This is a genomic window from Candidatus Villigracilis vicinus (genome assembly GCF_016702885.1).
In the GTDB taxonomy this organism is placed as follows: domain Bacteria; phylum Chloroflexota; class Anaerolineae; order Anaerolineales; family Villigracilaceae; genus Villigracilis; species Villigracilis vicinus.
This window is the reverse complement of the sequence record NZ_JADJDD010000010.1, coordinates 72547-90446: the sequence shown is the minus strand read 5'-3', so window position 1 is coordinate 90446 and position 17900 is coordinate 72547. Positions and strand designations below refer to the sequence as shown.

At 52.8% G+C, this 17900-nt stretch carries 21 protein-coding genes; all 21 read left to right on the top strand.

All coding sequences use genetic code 11. The features are described 5' to 3' along the window. The first annotated feature begins 20 nt into the window (after nt 1–20). Nucleotides 21–545, top strand: coding sequence for a DsrE/DsrF/DrsH-like family protein (locus tag IPG80_RS10645; RefSeq protein ID WP_345106267.1), 525 nt, complete (start codon nt 21–23; stop codon nt 543–545). Between the two features lie 51 nt (nt 546–596). Then, entirely contained in the window at nt 597–938 is a 342-nt protein-coding gene (locus IPG80_RS10640) for an STAS domain-containing protein (RefSeq protein WP_345106265.1), read from the top strand. Nucleotides 939–963: 25 nt separating this feature from the next. After that, nucleotides 964–1365 carry a DsrE family protein gene (locus IPG80_RS10635; RefSeq protein ID WP_345106262.1) on the top strand — a complete coding sequence of 134 codons (402 nt, stop codon included), beginning with the start codon at nt 964–966 and terminating at the stop codon, nt 1363–1365. A 91-nt stretch (nt 1366–1456) separates the two neighbouring features. Then, nucleotides 1457–2164, top strand: a complete 708-nt coding sequence (locus IPG80_RS10630) for a 4Fe-4S dicluster domain-containing protein (RefSeq protein WP_345106259.1) — start codon at nt 1457–1459, stop codon at nt 2162–2164. A 101-nt stretch (nt 2165–2265) separates the two neighbouring features. Next, complete coding sequence (locus IPG80_RS10625) at nt 2266–3486, top strand: heterodisulfide reductase-related iron-sulfur binding cluster (protein ID WP_345106257.1); 1221 nt, start codon at nt 2266–2268, stop codon at nt 3484–3486. A 44-nt stretch (nt 3487–3530) separates the two neighbouring features. Then, on the top strand, nt 3531–4586 hold the full coding sequence (locus tag IPG80_RS10620; protein ID WP_345106255.1) for an FAD-dependent oxidoreductase: 1056 nt from the start codon (nt 3531–3533) through the stop codon (nt 4584–4586). A 5-nt stretch (nt 4587–4591) separates the two neighbouring features. Beyond that, a complete protein-coding gene (locus IPG80_RS10615; RefSeq protein ID WP_345106253.1) occupies nt 4592–5362 on the top strand; it encodes a hypothetical protein in 771 nt (256 codons plus the stop codon). A 129-nt stretch (nt 5363–5491) separates the two neighbouring features. Next, nucleotides 5492–6724, top strand: coding sequence for a (Fe-S)-binding protein (locus tag IPG80_RS10610; RefSeq protein WP_345106250.1), 1233 nt, complete (start codon nt 5492–5494; stop codon nt 6722–6724). An 83-nt stretch (nt 6725–6807) separates the two neighbouring features. Further along, nucleotides 6808–7194: a hypothetical protein gene (locus IPG80_RS10605; protein WP_345106248.1), complete on the top strand. Its 387-nt coding sequence runs from the start codon at nt 6808–6810 to the stop codon at nt 7192–7194. Next, entirely contained in the window at nt 7089–7562 is a 474-nt protein-coding gene (locus IPG80_RS10600; protein WP_345106245.1) for a hypothetical protein, read from the top strand. The genes IPG80_RS10605 and IPG80_RS10600 overlap by 106 nt, the downstream gene beginning before the upstream one ends. Nucleotides 7563–7642: 80 nt before the next feature. Then, complete coding sequence (locus IPG80_RS10595) at nt 7643–8341, top strand: hypothetical protein (RefSeq protein WP_345106243.1); 699 nt, start codon at nt 7643–7645, stop codon at nt 8339–8341. Further along, on the top strand, nt 8238–8480 hold the full coding sequence (locus IPG80_RS10590; RefSeq protein ID WP_345106241.1) for an FAD-binding protein: 243 nt from the start codon (nt 8238–8240) through the stop codon (nt 8478–8480). Before IPG80_RS10595 ends, IPG80_RS10590 begins: the two co-directional genes overlap by 104 nt. 102 nt (nt 8481–8582) lie before the next feature. After that, entirely contained in the window at nt 8583–8780 is a 198-nt protein-coding gene (locus IPG80_RS10585; protein ID WP_345106239.1) for a hypothetical protein, read from the top strand. Further along, on the top strand, nt 8749–9513 hold the full coding sequence (locus tag IPG80_RS10580; RefSeq protein WP_345106236.1) for a hypothetical protein: 765 nt from the start codon (nt 8749–8751) through the stop codon (nt 9511–9513). Before IPG80_RS10585 ends, IPG80_RS10580 begins: the two co-directional genes overlap by 32 nt. Before the next feature lie 30 nt (nt 9514–9543). Continuing rightward, the gene (locus IPG80_RS10575) at nt 9544–10668 is read left to right on the top strand and encodes a (Fe-S)-binding protein (protein WP_345106233.1); all 1125 of its coding nucleotides are present in this window, start codon (nt 9544–9546) and stop codon (nt 10666–10668) included. 127 nt (nt 10669–10795) lie between these two features. Next, nucleotides 10796–11008: a hypothetical protein gene (locus IPG80_RS10570; protein ID WP_345106232.1), complete on the top strand. Its 213-nt coding sequence runs from the start codon at nt 10796–10798 to the stop codon at nt 11006–11008. 4 nt (nt 11009–11012) lie between these two features. Then, nucleotides 11013–11450: a glycine cleavage system protein GcvH gene (gene gcvH / locus IPG80_RS10565; protein WP_345106230.1), complete on the top strand. Its 438-nt coding sequence runs from the start codon at nt 11013–11015 to the stop codon at nt 11448–11450. Between the two features lie 48 nt (nt 11451–11498). Next, nucleotides 11499–11945 (top strand): glycine cleavage system protein H, encoded by a 447-nt coding sequence (locus IPG80_RS10560; RefSeq protein ID WP_345106228.1) that lies wholly within the window; start codon nt 11499–11501, stop codon nt 11943–11945. Between the two features lie 78 nt (nt 11946–12023). Beyond that, nucleotides 12024–13109 carry a lipoate--protein ligase family protein gene (locus tag IPG80_RS10555; RefSeq protein WP_345106225.1) on the top strand — a complete coding sequence of 362 codons (1086 nt, stop codon included), beginning with the start codon at nt 12024–12026 and terminating at the stop codon, nt 13107–13109. A gap of 61 nt (nt 13110–13170) precedes the next feature. Next, the gene (locus tag IPG80_RS10550) at nt 13171–14814 is read left to right on the top strand and encodes a 4Fe-4S dicluster domain-containing protein (protein WP_345106222.1); all 1644 of its coding nucleotides are present in this window, start codon (nt 13171–13173) and stop codon (nt 14812–14814) included. A 28-nt stretch (nt 14815–14842) separates the two neighbouring features. Continuing rightward, nucleotides 14843–17797 (top strand): molybdopterin-dependent oxidoreductase, encoded by a 2955-nt coding sequence (locus tag IPG80_RS10545; RefSeq protein WP_345106219.1) that lies wholly within the window; start codon nt 14843–14845, stop codon nt 17795–17797. Nucleotides 17798–17900: the final 103 nt, after the last annotated feature.

The window sequence follows — 17900 nt, the reverse complement described above, 5'->3', positions numbered from 1 at the left end:
AAATATCAATAGAGGTACTTATGTCAAAATCTGATCCGAATGCCCCGAAAAGACTTGCCCTTATTGCAAGCAAGGGAACATTGGACTGGGCCTACCCTCCGTTCATTCTTGCCAGTGCGGCTGCTGCGATGGGTTGGGAAGTGGCAATTTTCTTTACCTTTTACGGGTTGACTCTGCTTAAGCCCGAACTTACAGCGGCTGTTTCCCCGCTTGGTAACCCTGCCATGCCGATGAAAATGCCTTTTGGCCCCGAAGGATTTCAAAATATCAACTGGCCCATGCCTAATTTGCTTATGGCAAATGTCCCTGGTTTTGAAAGCGTGGCAACTGGTTTGATGAAACAAACCTTCAAAAACAAAGGTGTTGCTTCCATTGAGGAACTGCGCGAGGCATGTGTGGATATGGATGTCCGCATGATCGGCTGCCAGATGACAATGGATGTCTTCGGCTTCAAGCGCGAAGATTTCATCAAAGAATGCGAGATCGGCGGTGCCGCGACTTTCCTTGAGTACGCAGCAGACGCGGATGTGCAATTGTTCATCTAGGGATTTCTTGTAGGTCACGCATTCAGCGTGACCTATATTAATAAGGAGAGCATGATGGATAAACTTTCCATTCAGACGGAAACAAAAGGAAGCGTTGTAGTTGTCACGATTAGCGGCAGGATCGATTCTGAGACCGCGCCGATGTTGGACGCCGATTTGACCAAAATCATAAGCGGAAATTCAAACCTTGTTTTGGACCTCACAGGTGTGGAGTATATGTCATCGGCGGGGATTCGTGCGGTTGTGAAGGCATCGCAGGCTGTGGAAAAAAGCGGGGGCGCTGTTAAATTAGCCTCTGTGCCTGAGTCTGTTCAATCTCTTTTATACACCGTTGGTTTAAATCAAAAGATCAATACTTATTCAACTGCCAGCGAAGCAGTTGCGAGTTTCTAAATATCAAAGTAGAGGAGAGGGCAGCATGAGCGTTTGGAAGACGAACGACCCGGATACTAAAAAGATTTTGTACGTGCAAACTCACGGAGAAAAAGATCCAGAGCGTACCGCTACGCCGTTCTTTTTGGCGACTGCGGGAGCCGCGATGGATAACGAAGTCTGTATTTATTTCACCATGAACGGTCCGCAGTGTGTGGCGAAGGGCAACGGCGACACGATCATCATTCCGCGCAAGGGCGGCGGCGGCAAGGAATTGAAGTTCTTCATCGAACAGGCGCAGGAGATCGGTGTGCGCTTTCTCGTCTGCCAGCCTTCGCTCGACCTGCACGGCTACACCATGGACGATATGATCGAAGGCGTCGAAATGATCGGCGGCGCAGCGTTCAACGATATGGCTTGTGATGCCGATGCAGTGATCGGCTTTTAGATTTTAGAGAGTAGAGAATAGGGAGTAGAGAGTAGTCAAGAAGCTCTTAATCATCTATTTTCTATATCTATTTTCTTTTTCAGGAGGCAGGATGCCCACCACTTCAGAAAACTGGAATCCCGGCAAGGCTGTAGATCGTCACCCCGAAGCGACATACGAGGAAAAGGAACGCCTTTTTCTCGAGGTCAAAAACGATACGCGCTACGAAGATTTCCTGTATGGATGCTACGAATGCGGTATTTGCGTTTCAGCGTGCCCATCGGCGCGCTTCTATGACTTCAGTCCGCGTGTAATTGCGCAGGCGATGGCGCGCGAGGATGTCGAACGCATTTATGACATCATCACCGAAGACATCTGGAATTGCGCGCAGTGCTTTTCTTGCGTGCGTTGTCCGCGCCAGAATAACCCTGGGGGCTTGGTCACGATTTTGCGCGAAGTTTCTCTCAAGAACGGTTTACAAGAATCAAAAGACGCATTGCAAGGCTACAGCCGCGTTATTTACAAGGTCATGCTCAAAGGCAATCAAGTTTCGCCCGATATGCTCCAACCTGATTTCTTCCCCGATTGGGGTCCGTGGGTACAGAACTTTTCGCAAAACATGCAGGTCTGGCGCAAAGCCATTCCCATGGACTCCATCCGTGGTGTCACCGACGCAGCCTGGCGCACGGATCGCAAGACCTTGCTCGAACTTTATACGATTTGGTTTGAATCAGGCAACATGGATATCATCAAAGAGTTGGATGAAAGTTTATACGACCTGTTGACCGATGTGATGAACGAAGAATTGGAAGAAGGATAAGAGAAAAGGATGAATAAGAGAGAAAGAAACGCTTCATCCTGACCTTTGACTTTTGACCTTCGACACTTTATTGGTTCCACTCTGAGAAATGGAGAAACCCGATGACCGAATTAACCACTGTTGAACAGATCCTTGAACGAAAATCACATCCCGTTGTGCGTGACGCATCCATTGCGCCGACCGATGATATGCATGAGCGCCTGCTGGAACTTGAAGCCAAAGGCGAGATCATTTTGCAAAGAATGACGGGCGATGTTGTAGAGTTCCCAACCAAATACGGGCGCATGAAGAAGATTCCCATTGAACACACATGGCATCACAAATCCTGCGGTCACTGCGGACACATCCCCGGCTACGCTTCGTCGATTCTCTGGCTTCACCGTCAATTCAACTTGGATTACATCGACCCCACTGACCAGACTTCCTGCACTGGTTGGAACTATTACGCCTCTGGCGCATCCAATGCGGTGGGACAAGCCGCGGTGATGTCACGTAACTTCGCCGCCGCCTATGAAACGGGATACTTTCCGATGATCCATTGCGGGACATCCTTTGGACATTACAAGGAAATCCGCGAGCAACTGGTCCATCACAAAGACTTGCGCGATGACGTCCGCCGCATCCTCGATAAGATGGGCAAGCCGCTCGTCATCCCCGAAGAAATCGTCCATTACAGCGAATGGGTCTATGCCATGCGCGATAGATTCAAAGAACGCCAACTCGTGGACATGAGCGCCATCACTGCAACAGTGCATCCTGCCTGTCACTACTACAAGATCGTCGCCGAAGATGCCATCTACGACCCCGAAATCTACGGCGGACAGCGCACCGCGGTTGTGACCGCCCTGCTCGAAAAGCTCGGCGTCAACGTCGCGGATTATTCCACGTGGTTCGATTGCTGCGGATTTGGTTTCCGTCATGTGCTGGTTCAGCGCGACTTCACCCGTTCGTATGCTGTGCTTCGCAAGATCGAGACCATGATCAACGAAGCCAATCCTGATCTGACCGTCACGCACGACACAGGCTGTGTGACCACGCTCGATAAAAGTCAATTCGCCGCGAAAGCGCATGACCGCAAAGTGGGCGTGCCCGTTTTGTCTGACGCGCAAGTTGCAGCATTGGCGATGGGAGCGCATCCCTTCCGCGTGGTGCAATTCCACTGGCACTCAACAGATTGGCGTCCATTCCTTGAAAAACTCAACATCCCGTGGCAAAAATATTGGGACGAGTTCCAGGGCGACCTTGACCAGATCCGCGCGGGGACGAAATCTGGGATTACGTGGCAAGACGCGGATACGCCAATAAAACTACAGTCAATATAGTCAAGCATCGTTTACACCTGACACTTGACACAGGAGAACCACAAATGACATCTGGAAAAGTACTCATCATTGGCGGCGGACCTTCAGGACTTGAATCCGCGCGTTGTGTGGCGGAACTGGGCGGGGAAGCCATTCTCATTGAAAAGCGCGAACGTCTCGGCGGCACGCCTGACCGCGAGAACTACGCCAAGCTCACCCATCACTGGCGCGACGCGTCTGAAGCGATGGCGGATATGGCGGCGGCTGTCACCAGCAACAAAAATGTGGAAGTGAAGTATCAAGCCGAAGTGAAGGGAATGTCTGGGAGCGCTGGCAACTTCACGGTTGAGATCGAAGCGGGCGGCGCAGCCGAGTCCCTCAATGTGGGCGCGGTCATCATCGCCACGGGCTTCCAGCATTTCGATCCAGGTCGCGCGACGCAATACTACAACTATTATTCTTTTCCCGATGTCATCACGTTGACCGATCTCGAAAAGATGTTGAAGGAACACAACGTTGTGCGCCCGTCGAATGGCGAAGCGCCGAAGAAGATCGCGTTCATTCAATGCGTCGGCTCGCGCGATAGGCAAATTGGAAATGAATATTGTTCGAAAGTTTGTTGCGGCATTGCAAGCAAACAGGCGATCGAATTACGCCAGCAACTTCCCGATTCAAAAGTGATGATCTTTTATATCGACATGCGCATGTATGGTTATTGGGAAAATGAAATCTACTGGCCCGCACAGGAAAAATATAAAGTCAATTATGTGAAGGGCGTCATCAGTGAAGTGCTCAAGAAGGGCGACCAACTTTTGATCCGCGGCGAAGATACAACGATGTCGCGCCCGATGGAAGTGACGATGGATATGGTCGTGCTCTCGGTCGGCATGGAGCCGAGCGCAGGCACTCGCGCCATCGCGCAACTGATGGGCGTGAAACAAAATCAATACGGCTTCATCGAAGCGGGCGGCGCGGGCGGTCTTGACCCCGTTGCAACTTCACAGGAAGGCATCTTTGTCGCGGGCGCCGCATCTGGTCCTGCCGATCTTGATGACTCGATTGCGAAAGCAGGTCTCGCCGCCGCGCGCGCGCTGGCATCTATCCGCAAGGTGATGGCGTAACAAGTATGCACCCTCAGCGACAGAGTCACATCGTCAAGCAGCGAACGGGACCCGATGATCCCATTCTGCATGAGACCAATTTGCAGGAAGCGCTGGCGCAAGTTTCGCCAGAGGATGTGATTTCGATCGCTGACGAATTGTCTGATCGACATGAACGCCTCTTTCTTGACCTCAAATCTGATTCTGCTTCTTTGAGTTCCTCCTTCGCTGATGCCGCTTCCGCTGTCACACATACACGCGCAAATGCAAAAGTTCTAACCAATTATTTTGCTCATGGTGACTTCAATATCTTTGATGATCTGTTGAATGGCGCAGACCCAACACCCGTGCGAGTTGCAAAGTTCGTTCAAAAGTTGGACGCGCTCGACACAAGACTCGCAGTGGAACTCGCGTCTGGACTTTTATATAACACATCACCCAAAGACAACTGGCTGTGGACTCGCTGGTTATGGGACCCAACTACGGGAACGGGCATTCTTCCATTATTAGCAGGCAGTACGCACAACCTGCTCGCAGACAATCTCGCGGATGGATACTCGCGGGTGGGTTTGGTCACCGCCATGAGTATGAAGTTTGCCGAAGGCACAGGCTTGTGGACGGACAAGTTGATCGCGAATGAGAAGCGAGCGCAATTTGCCAACAGTGCTTTTCTGGCATGTGCCTACAATGTTTATCTTTACGGCACAACGAGTTGGAGATTGAGCAGAGAGTTTAATAACTTACTGCCCTCCCTGCCGAATATGGCGAGGAGGTTGCTTGGTTTGAAGAAGAAATGAAGAAAACAAGCCGAAGTTTGAAGATGGGGCTTTAACCCCAAAAGCAATGACCAATAACCAAAACAGGAGACCATAATTTATGGCCCTGGTCCAATCAAAGCAAAAGTAGTCGAAAAAGAACATGCCGTAGTGGATGGCGTGGATATTTCTGGTCACTGGAACCGCATGTTCGAACAGCGGGTCATTACCGAGTACACGCCCGAACTGATCGAGAAAATTGCAGATCTTCCCAACGCGGAATCATTTGCGAATTGTTATCAGTGCGCCAAGTGCGTCGCCGTCTGCCCCGTGGATGTGGTCGGGAATTACGGTCCGCGCAAGTTGTATCGCTACGCCCAAACAGGCATGGACTTGACCGAAGCGCCCGAGTTGTGGCTTTGCACCACCTGTGCCAACTGTCTGCGCGTGTGCCCCAAAGAAGTGAACATGGTCAAGATCATGCCCGCCGCGCGCGAGCAGGCGATTCTGGATGGCAAGTTCGTACCCGCCGAATTACAGCAGGCATTCGAGAACACCGCCAAGAGCGGCAACCCGCTCGGGCAACCCCAGCGCAAACGTGACGCGTGGATCCAGTCCGCGGGCGTGCCTGTGCCGATCATCAAAGACCTCGCCCGTCCCGTGGATGTGCTTTGGTATGTCGGCTCGTATCCGTCCTATCACCCGCGTGGCATTGACGCGGCTTCGGCGGCGGCTCGCATCTTCAACGCGCTCGGCATTGACTTTGCCATTCTCGGCAAGGAAGAAAAAGATGATGCCGACTCTCAGCGTCTGGCTGGTGAGAAGGGTCTGTTCGAGATGATGACCGAGCAAAACATCGAGACCTTCAATAAATATGAATGGGACGAACTGGTCGTCACAGGTCCGCATGAGTTGAACGCTTTCAAGAACGTGTATCCCAAATATGGCTTTGACCGACCTGTGGTTCATTACACAACTTTCCTTGCCCGTTATCTTGACCAACTCAAGCCGCTGCTCAAGCATTCTGTCAACAAGAAGATCACCTATCACGATCCATGCTATCTCGGACGTCACAACGGCGAATACGAAGCGCCGCGCAAACTGCTCGAAGCCATCCCTGGCGTGGAGTTGGTTGAAATGCAGCGCAACCGCGAGAACGGTTATTGCTGTGGCGGCGGTGGCGGCGGCATGTGGATGGACTCGTTCACAGCCAAGCACACCACCATGCGCCTCTCCGAAAAACGCGCGATGGAAGCCGCGTCCACGGGCGCGAACGTGCTGGCAGTGGCTTGCCCCTTCGAAGTCTCGCGCTTCACAGACGCGGTCAAGTCCACGGGCAATGAGCATGTGGATGTGTTGGATATTTTGGAGTTGTTGGATAAGTCCATGCGGGGCGAACAGTAGGATCAATGAAATGGTATTTACGCATTACGTAATACGTATTGCGTGATGCGTAAAACGTAAAAAGCGCAATAGGAGATTTCTGAATGAATATCGTAGTAGCCATCAAACATATCCCCAGCATTGCCGATGACCTGCCCGTCAAAGGCAATAACGTGGATTTCGACTCGGTGGATTTCGTGCTGAACGAATTCGATGAGCAATCCATCGAGCAGGCCGTTTTGGTCAAGGAAGCTGTCGGTGGGACGGTGACTGTTGTTGGGGTGGACATGATCGGGGAGTTGGACGCGGTGCTCCATCTGGCGCTTGCCAAAGGCGCAGATAAAGCCATCAAGATCACAGGGATGACCCCGCCGCGGATTCGCACATGCAAGCCAAATGGCTGGCAGAAGCGATCAAGGGCATGGGAGCGAACATGGTCTTCGCGGGCGTGCAGGCATCGAATGATCTCGATGGACAAATTGGTCCGATGATCGCGGCGTATTTGGATATGCCCTACATCGGCGGCGTGAGTTCTGTCGAAGCCAACGGCGACTCTGCCACGGTCAACAAGGAATTTGCGGGTGGCGCGGGCGCGAAGTATTCCGTGTCCATGCTGTTGGTGGCGGGCGTGCAGGCTGCGCCAAAGCCGCCGCGTTATGCGCCTGTGAGCAAAGTCCGCCAGGTGGCGCAGTCCGCCACGGTGGAGAAGGTCGCTCCGTCGGGTGACGCGGGTTCGGGATTGACGTTCAAGAAAATGGCTCCGCCCGTGGTGACGGGTCATGCCGAGATGATCGAAGGTTCGTCGAAGGAAGTGGCGAAGAAGATCGTGGAGTTGTTGAAGAGCAAGGGATTGGCATAGCCAGACGATGGACAACGGACGATAGACGATGGAAGTTCATGGTCAATCGTCAATGGTCTATGGTCTTTTGAGGAGAAAACATGAGCAATGACGTATTCGTAATCACCGAACACATGGATGGCAAGTTTTCCGATGTGTCGTTTGAAATGGTAGGAAAAGCCAAAGAGTTGGCATCCGCTTTGGGTGGGCAAGCCGTTGCGGTCGTAGTCGGAGGCGGGGTTTCATCCAATGTCTTCGCGTCTGATTCCACGATCCATGTGGATGACGCGGCGCTGTCGAATTTCAATCCCGAAGCGTATGGGAAAGTGATTGAAGCGCTGGTCAAGGAGAAGTCGCCGAAGGTGGTGATGTTCGGCTGGACGGTGACAGGCATGGATATTGCCGCGTGGCTTTCTGCGCGGACCGACATGGCGATCGTGGCGTGTCTGGCGGGTTCGTTCCCTGTGGAAGCAGGGCAAGGCTCGACGGCGGCAACGACGATGGCGTCACCTGTTGATTTGGGTTCGTTGAAGGTGAAATTTGTGGAGGCGATCAAACCCGCTGGCGGCGATGTGGATATTACGTCGCAGGTCAAGTTGGTTTCGATTGGGCGCGGAATCGGCGGCAAGGAAAATGTGGAACTCGCGGAAGAACTCGCGGGAAGGCCTCGGCGCAACGGTTTCCGCTTCCCGCCCCGTGGTGGATGCGGGCTGGCTGCCGCGCACTCGTCAGGTGGGCAAGTCGGGTTTGAAGGTCAAGCCGAAGTTGTATCTCATGCTCGGTATCTCTGGCGCGCCTGAACATCTCGAAGGCATGAAGAGCGCCGAGTTGATCATCGCGGTCAACACCGATAAGAAAGCGCCGATCTTCAACGTGGCGCATTACGGTGCGACTGCGGATCTGTTTGAAGTTGCGGAAGCAATGCTCGAACTTCTTTAAGTTCTTTACCACAAAGGAGCACAAAGGGTCACGAAGGAAAACCTTAAAACCCTTTGTGTACCTTTGTGACACTTCGTGGTTGATTCTTTTCGGGAGGGTACGTTGCTCACAACGATTGAAAAAATCATCTTCATTGTGCTGGCGATCACGGCGGCGGGGTTCACATTTCATGGGTTCAAGACCATCATCGACTCGATCCGCAAGGGACGACCTGCGCCTGAGTTGAAGAACATTCCTGCGAGTTTGCTCATCGCAGGCGATCAAGGTTTTGTTCCAGCAAACAATTTTCAAGGCGCGTAAAGTTCTCAGCGCCATTCACATGGGATTGTTCTTCGGTCTCATCACCTATGCCGTCGTCAACCTTGTGGATGTGCTCGAAGGACTCGTCCCTGGCTTTGAGTTGGTCTATGGCGGCAAGCATTTGCCCAACGCGCCCACGGGTCTCATCAATGCTTTCAATCTCATCGCCGATGTGATGAGCGGATTTTTACTAATTGCCATCACCGTGTTTTTGGTGCGCCGCTTCATCGTCAAAGACAAGGCGCTGGAGTACCGCGATAATGTTTTGCTGAATCCGAAAGTCAAAGCGGGTGGGCAGGCGCGAGATTCGCTCACCGTCGGCGTGTTCGTCATCATGCATGTTGGTGCGCGTTTGATCAGTCAAGCCTTTCGCCTCACCGAAGGCGCTGACCCGTTCATGCCCATTGCAAGTTTTCTCAATTCGATTTTCGGCGCGTCTGAAACGGGTGTGCATGTTGCGTGGTGGGTCAGCATTGGCTGGGTGATGTTCATCATCCCCTATCTCTCGCGCAGCAAGCACACGCACTTTTTCATGTCGCCTGTCAATCTCGGTTTGGCGAAACAAAATCCGCGCGGTCAACTCGACCCCGCGATTCCGCTGAAGGTCATCGAAGGTCAAAAGTTCGACCCTGGCGCGAAGGTCATTTACGATCTCGCCTGGACGCGCGTGATGGACGCCTACGCCTGCGTGCAATGCAATCGCTGTCAGGATGTCTGCCCCGCGAATTTTTAGGGACGACCGCTCTCCCCTTCGGCATTGGAAGTGAACAAGCGTTATCTTCTCAAGGAAGCGACTTTCGGCTCTCATCCTGAGAAGTTGTTGCTTCCGCTTACTGAGACAGTTATCTCCCCTGAGGCAGTTTGGTCTTGCACAACCTGCTATGCCTGTGTCCGCGTGTGTCCTGTCGGCAATGAACCGATGGCAGACATCGTGGACATCCGCCGCCGCATGTTGATCGACGGCTACGAAATTGACAGCGGCGTGCAGAACGCGCTTCAATCTCTCGCCACCAACGGCAACTGGATGAGCAAAGGCAAACGTCTGCGCGGACGCTGGGCGAAGGAGATGGAGTTCCCCGTCAAGAACGCGACCGAAGAACCCGTGGAGCATTTGTGGTTCGTCGGCGATACCGCTTCATTCGATGAGCGCGTCATTCCGAATACAAAAATGGTTGCGCGGCTCTTCAATCAAGGCGGCTTGGACTTCGGCATTATGTACCAGAACGAATCCAATTCTGGTAACGATGTCCGCCGCGTGGGTGAAGAAGGTCTGTTCGAGCAACTCGTTGAGCAGAACATCGCGGCGTTTGGCAAAGCGCAATTCAAGCAGATCGTCACCACCGACCCGCACTCGTTCAACACGCTCAAGAACGAGTATCCGCAATTCGGCGGGACGTTTGAAGTGAAGCATTACACCGTGACCTTGCTCAAGTTAATTGAAGAAGGCAAACTCACGATCAAGAATAAACTGTCGAATTACAAAGTCACCTTCTACGACCCATGCTATCTCGGACGTTACAACGGCGGATTCACCGCTCCGCGCAAGTTGCTTGAATTGCTCGGCGTGGAATTCGTCGAAATGCCGCGTAATTGCGAGAACTCATTCTGTTGCGGCGCAGGCGGCGGACAGATTTGGATGGGCAAGGTTGCGCCTGGGGAACGTCCTGCCGAGAACCGAATCAAAGAAGCGTTGACCACCTTCGGCGAAGGCGCAAACGCGAAGACTCAACTCTTCATCGTCACCTGTCCGAAGGATATGGTCATGTACTCCGACGCGGTCAAGACGACTGGCAACGAAGGCAAGATCGAAGTCCGCGACATCATTCAGTTGGTGGCGGAAGCCGTCGGTGTGGAAATTCCGCTCGAAGCGGAAGCAGTTGCGGCTTAAGAGAGAAGCGATACTCGATATTCGAAAATCGAATTATCGAGTATCGAATATCGACCATGTTCAAATGTCCCTATTGCGATTTTAGCGGTAAGCGTTCCGAAGTCCATAATCACCTGGCGGAGAAATCATGGCGATACGCTCGGGTGTGCGCGTGGACGAATTTACAAAGCACACGTTTTACGTGATCACCTGTCCCGTTTGCGGCGCGAGTTACGAACAGGTCACAAAGAAAGCGCGCCGCGACCCGAGTTTTGTGTCAGAATATGAATACGAAATTCGGTTGGTTGTTTTCGATCTACTTCTGTATCACCTGCAAGGTGAACACCAACTAGGAGAATAAAAAAATGGCAACAGTTCGTGGATGTAACATACCTGAAAATCTCTACTATTGGGTGGAGAAACACGCCTGGGCATTGCCCATGGACGATGGCACCGTGAAGATCGGTATCACCGACGTGGCGCAGAATTTGGCGAAGGGCATTGTCAATGCCACGCCGAAGGACGCGGGGCGCACGGTGCAAAAGGGAAAATCGGCGGGGACGTTGGAAAGCGGTAAGTGGGTGGGACCTGTGACTTCACCAGTGACAGGCGAGATCGTGGAAGTGAATGAAGCGATGAAAGGCAAACCGTCATTGATAAATAGCGACCCGTATGGCGAAGGCTGGTTCGTGAAAGTAAAGCCCACCGATTGGGCTGGCGAAAGCGCGTCACTGTTGACGGGTGAAGCAGCGGTGGCAGCGTATCAGAAGTTTATGGAAGAGCAAAATCTTTCGTTTGAGTAATTTGAGATTGGAGATTGGTAATTACCAATCTCCAATTACCATTTACCAATGATCTTCTACGCCTGCGACATCCCCGAAGACCTGACCTACGACATCGAGCGCGATGTGTGGATCCGCTTTGATGGTGAGTTTGCCACACTCGGCATGACCGATGTCGCCCAAACCCGCTGTGGAAAATTTGCAGCGCTCAGTTTTCGGGAAGTTGGCAAAAAGGTTATACAAGGCAAGGCGTTGGTGACGATCGAATCCGCCAAGTGGGTGGGACCGTTCCCTGCGCCGTTCTCGTGCGAGATTATCGCAACGAATGAAGAAGCCTTTGCAAAGAATATTCTGCTCGCCAACAAAGAACCGTATGCCGATGGCTGGCTCGTCAAAGTAAGACCGACGAATCTCGAAGCAGAATCCAGTCACCTGGTCACGGGTGAAGCGGCGGCAGAGAAGTACAAGGAACGAATCAAGGAACTGAAAGTCAATTGTTTGAGATGTATTGATTAGACGATGGACGACAGACCGCGGACGATGGTCAATGGTCTATCGTCCATCGTCATGATTTCAACTTAGAGGAGACCTCGAATGTCCAAGAAAATCCGTTTACTGTATATGGAAGGCGTATCCCCGCTCCGCTCGCAGACCGTTTATCACGCGGTCGGGTACGCCATGAAAGAAAGCACGCCCAACACCATCATCATGGTCTCACCCAATGGACCGTATGTGAGTGTTGGTTACCATCAGGATATCCAAAAGGAAGTGGATTTGGATTATTGCGAAAAACACAACCTGCCCGTTTATCGCCGCGAAGTAGGCGGCGGCGCAGTGTTTTTGGACAACGGTCAATTGTTCACGCAATGGATTTTCCACAAGGAAGATTTACCCGCCACGTTGGAAGAACGCTTCAAACTTTACATTGACCCCATCGTGCAGACCTATCAGGAACTCGGCATTCCCGCCAACCTGCGCCCGATCAATGACATCCATGTCAACGGCAAGAAGATCGGCGGCACAGGCGCGGCGCAGATGGGCATTGCCGAAATTCTCGTCGGCAGTCTGATGTACACCTTCGACAAGAAGACCATGTCGCAGGTCTTGAAAGTCCCCTCTGAGAAAATGCGCGACAAGATTTTTGAATCACTTGAAGCCTACATGACCACGATGTCTGAGCAACTTGGCTCCACGCCCGACCGCGCAACGGTCAAAGACTTGTATATGAAGAAAGTCTCCGAAGCGTTGGGTATGGAAGTTTACGAAGGCGAATGGACTGAGGAAGAAGAAGCGATGGCAAAGGAAATTGACGCGCGCTTCCTTTCTGATGAATGGCTGAATCAAAAGGGTCAACTCAAACAGCAGGGCGTGAAAATTCATCAGGATGTACACATCGTCGAAGCGGCATTCAAGGCGCAGGGCGGGTTGATCCGTATCATCGCCCGCTTGCGTGAAGGTCGCATTGACGACGTCACCATCTCTGGCGATTTCACCCTGCTGCCCGTCTTCGCTCTCGGCGCGCTCGAACAATCCCTGCGCGGTGTCGCTGCCACGCCTGAGAATCTCAAATCCAAAATTGAAGAAGCGTACTATCGCCTCAACATCCAATCCCCTGGCGTCACACCCACTGATTTCACAACGGCGATCATGAATGCCGTAACTCCTCCACAAGCAGCCTAATCAAACGAAAGAAGAAAGACGAAAGAAACTTCTTTCCTCTTTCTTCTTTCATCCTTATCAAATGACTCAAAACTACGGCTTCCTAATCGACCAATCCAAATGTATCGGCTGTCACGCCTGTTCCACGGCGTGCAAGTCCGAGAATCAAGTGCCGCTTGGCGTGTATCGCACGTGGGTCAAGTATGTGGAGACAGGCTCCTACCCCGATGTGCGCCGCCGCTTTCAAGTAACGCGCTGCAATCACTGCGCCAACCCGCCTTGCGTGCGCATCTGTCCCGTCAGCGCCATGTATCAACGCCATGACGGCATCGTTGAGTTCGACCCGAGCATCTGCATCGGATGTAAATCCTGCATGCAAGCCTGCCCCTACGACTCGATCTATCTCGACCCCGAAACCAACACCGCCGCGAAATGCACTTTCTGCGCGCATCGTTTGGATGTGGGACTCGAACCCGCCTGCGTCGTCGTCTGCCCCGAACATGCGATTCTCGCTGGCGACTTGAACGACCCCGCTTCGGAAATAAGCCGAAAGTTGTCCACTGCGCAAGTGACAGTTCGCAAGCCTGAGCAGGGGACTGCTCCCAAGCTGTTCTACATCAACGGCAACGATTGGTCGCTGCATCCTTCCGCCACTCAAACCCACGACTCATATGTGTGGGCAGATAAAGTCACCGAACAAAACGTCACTGCTTATGAGCGCGGTGCGATCGCTTTGCCTGTCTTGAAATCCAAATCGGGCACGCCCATCCGCACCCCGCAGACTCAAGGCGAGCCGCTCAACGGTCCCATTCAGTTTGGCGGACGCGTCGCCGAGCATATGGTGCAGACCGCATACACCGCACAGCACAAGATCAACTGGCATTGGGAACTGCCTTCGTATCTCGTCACCAAAAACATCGCAGGCGGACTCTTCATGCTCTTGAGTCTCGGCTCGATGTTCAACTTGATCAACTACGACCCAGCCACCTTCCTTGTAATGGGATTCACGGCGATGGTCTTTATGCTTATCACTGTGATATTGCTTATCAAAGACCTCTCACAGCCGAAACGCTTCTTGAATATCATGCTGCGTCCGCAATGGAAATCATGGGTGGCACGCGGTGCGTACATTCTTGTTGGTTTTACCGCCATTGCTGGGTTGTGGTGGTTGGTGGAAGGCGCAGCGTTTATCGGTTTGACTTCATCCTGGATGTCTTTCATGCTGCGCCCCGTCTTTGCATGGATCACATTCCCGTTCGCGCTTTTTGCTGTGATCTACACTGCCTTCCTGCTCAATCAAGCCGAAGGGCGCGACATGTGGCAAGGTCCGTTGCTGCCGTTCCAATTGCTTTCCCAGTCCATCATGGTTTCCAGCAGCGTCTTCCTTGCATTGTATGCCATTCCAGCCTTACGCCTTCCAGACGGTCTTGATGGATTTTTGCGCATGGTTCTCCCCGCAAGCATCGTCGTCAACTTAATCCTGACGCTGGCTCCCAAATTCACTTCCTTCGCAACTGATACCGCCATGCTCGCCTCGCGTGAAATGACTCACGGCAAATTCCGCAATCACTTCTGGTGGGGCGGCATTGCATTGGGGCACATCGTTCCCATTCTGCTCTGGCTCTTCGTGCCAGCCACCCTGCCCATTGCCCTGACGATCATGGTCGGCATGTTCTTCTACGAATATGCCTTCGTAATGGCGCCGCAGTACATTCCGAATTCGTAATGCGAAGATCGAACTCAACCGAGACCCTATGACCCAATCTATTCCAAAAACCTCCGCAGGCACCGCCGTCCCGCAATTCACGGACTCTAATCGTAAGCCCATCAAACTGACCGAAGTCGTCCACGAGGATGGACGCATCAGCCAGTATCCCCCAACTGACGTATGGGATGAATGGGTGGAATGGGACGGTAAGGAGTGGCCCAAGAAAGTAGCGCGGAGATATACGCTCGTGCCGACCGTCTGCTTCAATTGCGAATCTGCCTGCGGACTTCTCGCTTACGTAGACAAGGATACCTACGAGATCCGCAAGTTCGAAGGCAACCCCGTCCACCCTGGCTCGCGCGGACGTAACTGCGCCAAGGGACCCGCGACTCATAATCAAGTTTATGATCCCGAAAGAATTCTTTATCCGCTGAAGCGTGTCGGCAAACGCGGCGAAGGCAAATGGGAGCAAATCTCTTGGGAGCAGGCGCTCTCTGAAATCGCGGAGAAAATGCGCGAGAGCAAGAAGCGCCGCCCGAATGGCATCGTCTATCACGTCGGTCGCCCTGGCGAAGACGGATACACCAACCGCGTCGTGCAGACCTGGGGCATGGACGGTCACAACAGCCACACCAACATCTGCTCATCGTCTGCGCGGGCGGGCTATAACTTCTGGCTCGGGCAGGATCGCCCCAGCCCAGACTTTGCGAATGCACGAGTGATCCTTTTGATTTCAAGTCATCTCGAAACGGGACATTATTTCAACCCACATGCCCAGCGCATCATCGAAGCCAAAACGGATGGCGCAAAACTCATCACCTTCGATCCGCGCTTGAGCAACACCGCTTCTATGAGTGATGTCTGGCTGCCGACTTACCCGGGCAGTGAAAACACGATTTTGCTTTCTATTGCGAATCATCTGATCCAAAATAATCTGTACAACAAAGACTTCATGCAGAAATGGGTCAACTGGAAGGAAACACTGAGTGCAGTGGTCAGTGGACAGTTGACAGTGAACAGCAGTGAACTTGCAGAAAAGATTCGCACTGCATTAGCAACACCCAAAGACCTTCGACCTTCGACTTTCGACAATGAATTATTCAATCTGTTTGACGCATTACTGAAAGATCTCTACGCCGAATACACCTTTGAACGCGCCGCAAAGGAATCGGAAGTGCCGATCGAGCGCATTCAAGAAACTGCGCGGCTGGTTGCCAATTGCGAAGGAAAACTTGCCACGCACGTTTGGCGTTCTGCAAGCGTCGGCAATCTCGGGGGATGGCAGGTGGCGCGCTGTCTGCTGTTCCTCAATGTGCTGACGGGCAGTATCGGCAACAAGGGCGGCACATCAATGACGGGCTGGAATAAGTTCGTGCCAAAGCCGTTCAAGGGCGCGCCCGCTCCTGAAACGTGGAACGAACTGCACTACCCCATTGAGTATCCGCTTGCGCATTATGAGATGTCCATTCTTTTGCCGCACATGCTCGAAGAAGGTCGCGGCGACATTGACGTGTACTTCACGCGCGTCTACAACCCGATGTGGGTCAACCCCGATGGTTTCATGTGGCTCAAAGCGCTCAAGGATGAAGACTCAAAGATCAAGTGTTATGTGGCGCTCACGCCCACGTGGAATGAAACCGCATGGTTCGCGGATTATGTTTTGCCCACGGGTCACGGACCCGAACGTCATGACCTGATGAGTCAGGAAACGCACGCGGGACAGTGGATCGCATTCCGCCAACCTGTGCGCCGCGTTGCGATGGAACGCGCAGGCATGAAAGTTGATTTCACCTATCAAGCCAACCCTGGCGAAGTGTGGGAAGAGAACGAGTTTTGGATTCAACTCTCTGCGAAGATGGACCCCGATGGTTCGCTTGGCATTCGTCAGTGGTTCGAGAGCCCATATCGCAAAGGCGAAATCATCACCGTGGATGAATACTATCAATGGATTTTTGAAAACTCCGTGCCCGGTCTGCCTGAAGCGGCTGCAAAGGAAGGATTGACTCCATTGGCGTACATGCGCAAGTATGGAGTCTTTGAAGTTAAGAAGGAGAATTATTCTCCCTTCGACAAAACGCTTCACACTACGCCTGAAACTGGTCTGACCACCGACGAATTTGATCGTGCCCGAGACGCTTCCGGCGCTGTCCTCGGCTTGATGGTGGATGGACAACCCAAGGCGGGCTTCGATACACCCTCCAAGAAACTTGAGTTCTTCAGTGACACACTCTCCAATTGGGGCTGGGCTGAAAAAGAAAATGTCATCCCGTGGACGGTGAAGAGTCATGTCCACCCCGATACGATCGACCGCTCTAAAGGCGAGATGATCCTGCTGCCCAACTTCCGTTTGCCCACACTGATTCACACGCGCTCTGCAAATGCGAAGTGGCTGTATGAGATCTCGCACAAGAATCCGATTTGGATGAATCCCGAAGACGCACAACGGCTCGGGCTGGACACAGGCGATCTCGCTAAAGTGGAAACCGAGATCGGTCACTTCGTGGATACGGTCTGGGTCACCGAGGGCATCAAACCTGGCATCATCGCCATCAGCCACCACTTGGGGCGCTGGCGTTTGCAGGAAGATAAAGGCGTAAGCAAAGGCTCGTCGAATCTCGTGGAACTCCACGACGATGGCAAAGGCGGATTCCTCATGCGCGTCATCCACGGCGGCAAGGCATGGGAATCATCCGACCCCGATACCAGCCGCATCTGGTGGAGCAACGTCGGCGTGAACCAGAATCTCGCTCATGCAGTGCATCCTGATCCGATCAGCGGAGTCCACTGCTGGCTGCAAAAGGTATTCAGCATCCGCAAGGCAGAACCCGGCGAAAAAGCAGGCGACCTGTTCGTGGATACGAATAAGTCGATGGATATCTATCGCAAATGGCTGGCAATGACCCGCTCCGCCGACAAGGTCAGCCCCGATGGCAATCGCAGACCGATGTGGCTGAGTCGTCCGCTCAAACCGACGAAGGAAGCGTATAAGCTGCCGAAGTAATTTTGTAGGGTGACATTAATGTCGCCCTACTTTACAACGAAAGCAGTACGAAGCAATCTAAGCTATGGGTGTAGACTCACTTATAGCGCAAGAAAAATTATCA

Excerpts from the sequence above, each read along its gene's own strand:
- IPG80_RS10555 (WP_345106225.1), top strand. The coding sequence starts at position 12,024 with ATGTCCAAGAAAATCCGTTTACTGTATATGGAAGGCGTATCCCCGCTC.
- IPG80_RS10550 (WP_345106222.1), top strand. The coding sequence starts at position 13,171 with ATGACTCAAAACTACGGCTTCCTAATCGACCAATCCAAATGTATCGGC.
- IPG80_RS10635 (WP_345106262.1), top strand. The coding sequence starts at position 964 with ATGAGCGTTTGGAAGACGAACGACCCGGATACTAAAAAGATTTTGTAC.
- IPG80_RS10545 (WP_345106219.1), top strand. The coding sequence starts at position 14,843 with ATGACCCAATCTATTCCAAAAACCTCCGCAGGCACCGCCGTCCCGCAA.
- IPG80_RS10620 (WP_345106255.1), top strand. The coding sequence starts at position 3,531 with ATGACATCTGGAAAAGTACTCATCATTGGCGGCGGACCTTCAGGACTT.
- IPG80_RS10630 (WP_345106259.1), top strand. The coding sequence starts at position 1,457 with ATGCCCACCACTTCAGAAAACTGGAATCCCGGCAAGGCTGTAGATCGT.
- IPG80_RS10600 (WP_345106245.1), top strand. The coding sequence starts at position 7,089 with ATGCAAGCCAAATGGCTGGCAGAAGCGATCAAGGGCATGGGAGCGAAC.
- IPG80_RS10560 (WP_345106228.1), top strand. The coding sequence starts at position 11,499 with ATGATCTTCTACGCCTGCGACATCCCCGAAGACCTGACCTACGACATC.
- IPG80_RS10645 (WP_345106267.1), top strand. The coding sequence starts at position 21 with ATGTCAAAATCTGATCCGAATGCCCCGAAAAGACTTGCCCTTATTGCA.
- IPG80_RS10625 (WP_345106257.1), top strand. The coding sequence starts at position 2,266 with ATGACCGAATTAACCACTGTTGAACAGATCCTTGAACGAAAATCACAT.
- IPG80_RS10570 (WP_345106232.1), top strand. The coding sequence starts at position 10,796 with ATGGCGATACGCTCGGGTGTGCGCGTGGACGAATTTACAAAGCACACG.
- IPG80_RS10595 (WP_345106243.1), top strand. The coding sequence starts at position 7,643 with ATGAGCAATGACGTATTCGTAATCACCGAACACATGGATGGCAAGTTT.
- IPG80_RS10605 (WP_345106248.1), top strand. The coding sequence starts at position 6,808 with ATGAATATCGTAGTAGCCATCAAACATATCCCCAGCATTGCCGATGAC.
- gcvH (WP_345106230.1), top strand. The coding sequence starts at position 11,013 with ATGGCAACAGTTCGTGGATGTAACATACCTGAAAATCTCTACTATTGG.
- IPG80_RS10615 (WP_345106253.1), top strand. The coding sequence starts at position 4,592 with ATGCACCCTCAGCGACAGAGTCACATCGTCAAGCAGCGAACGGGACCC.
- IPG80_RS10640 (WP_345106265.1), top strand. The coding sequence starts at position 597 with ATGATGGATAAACTTTCCATTCAGACGGAAACAAAAGGAAGCGTTGTA.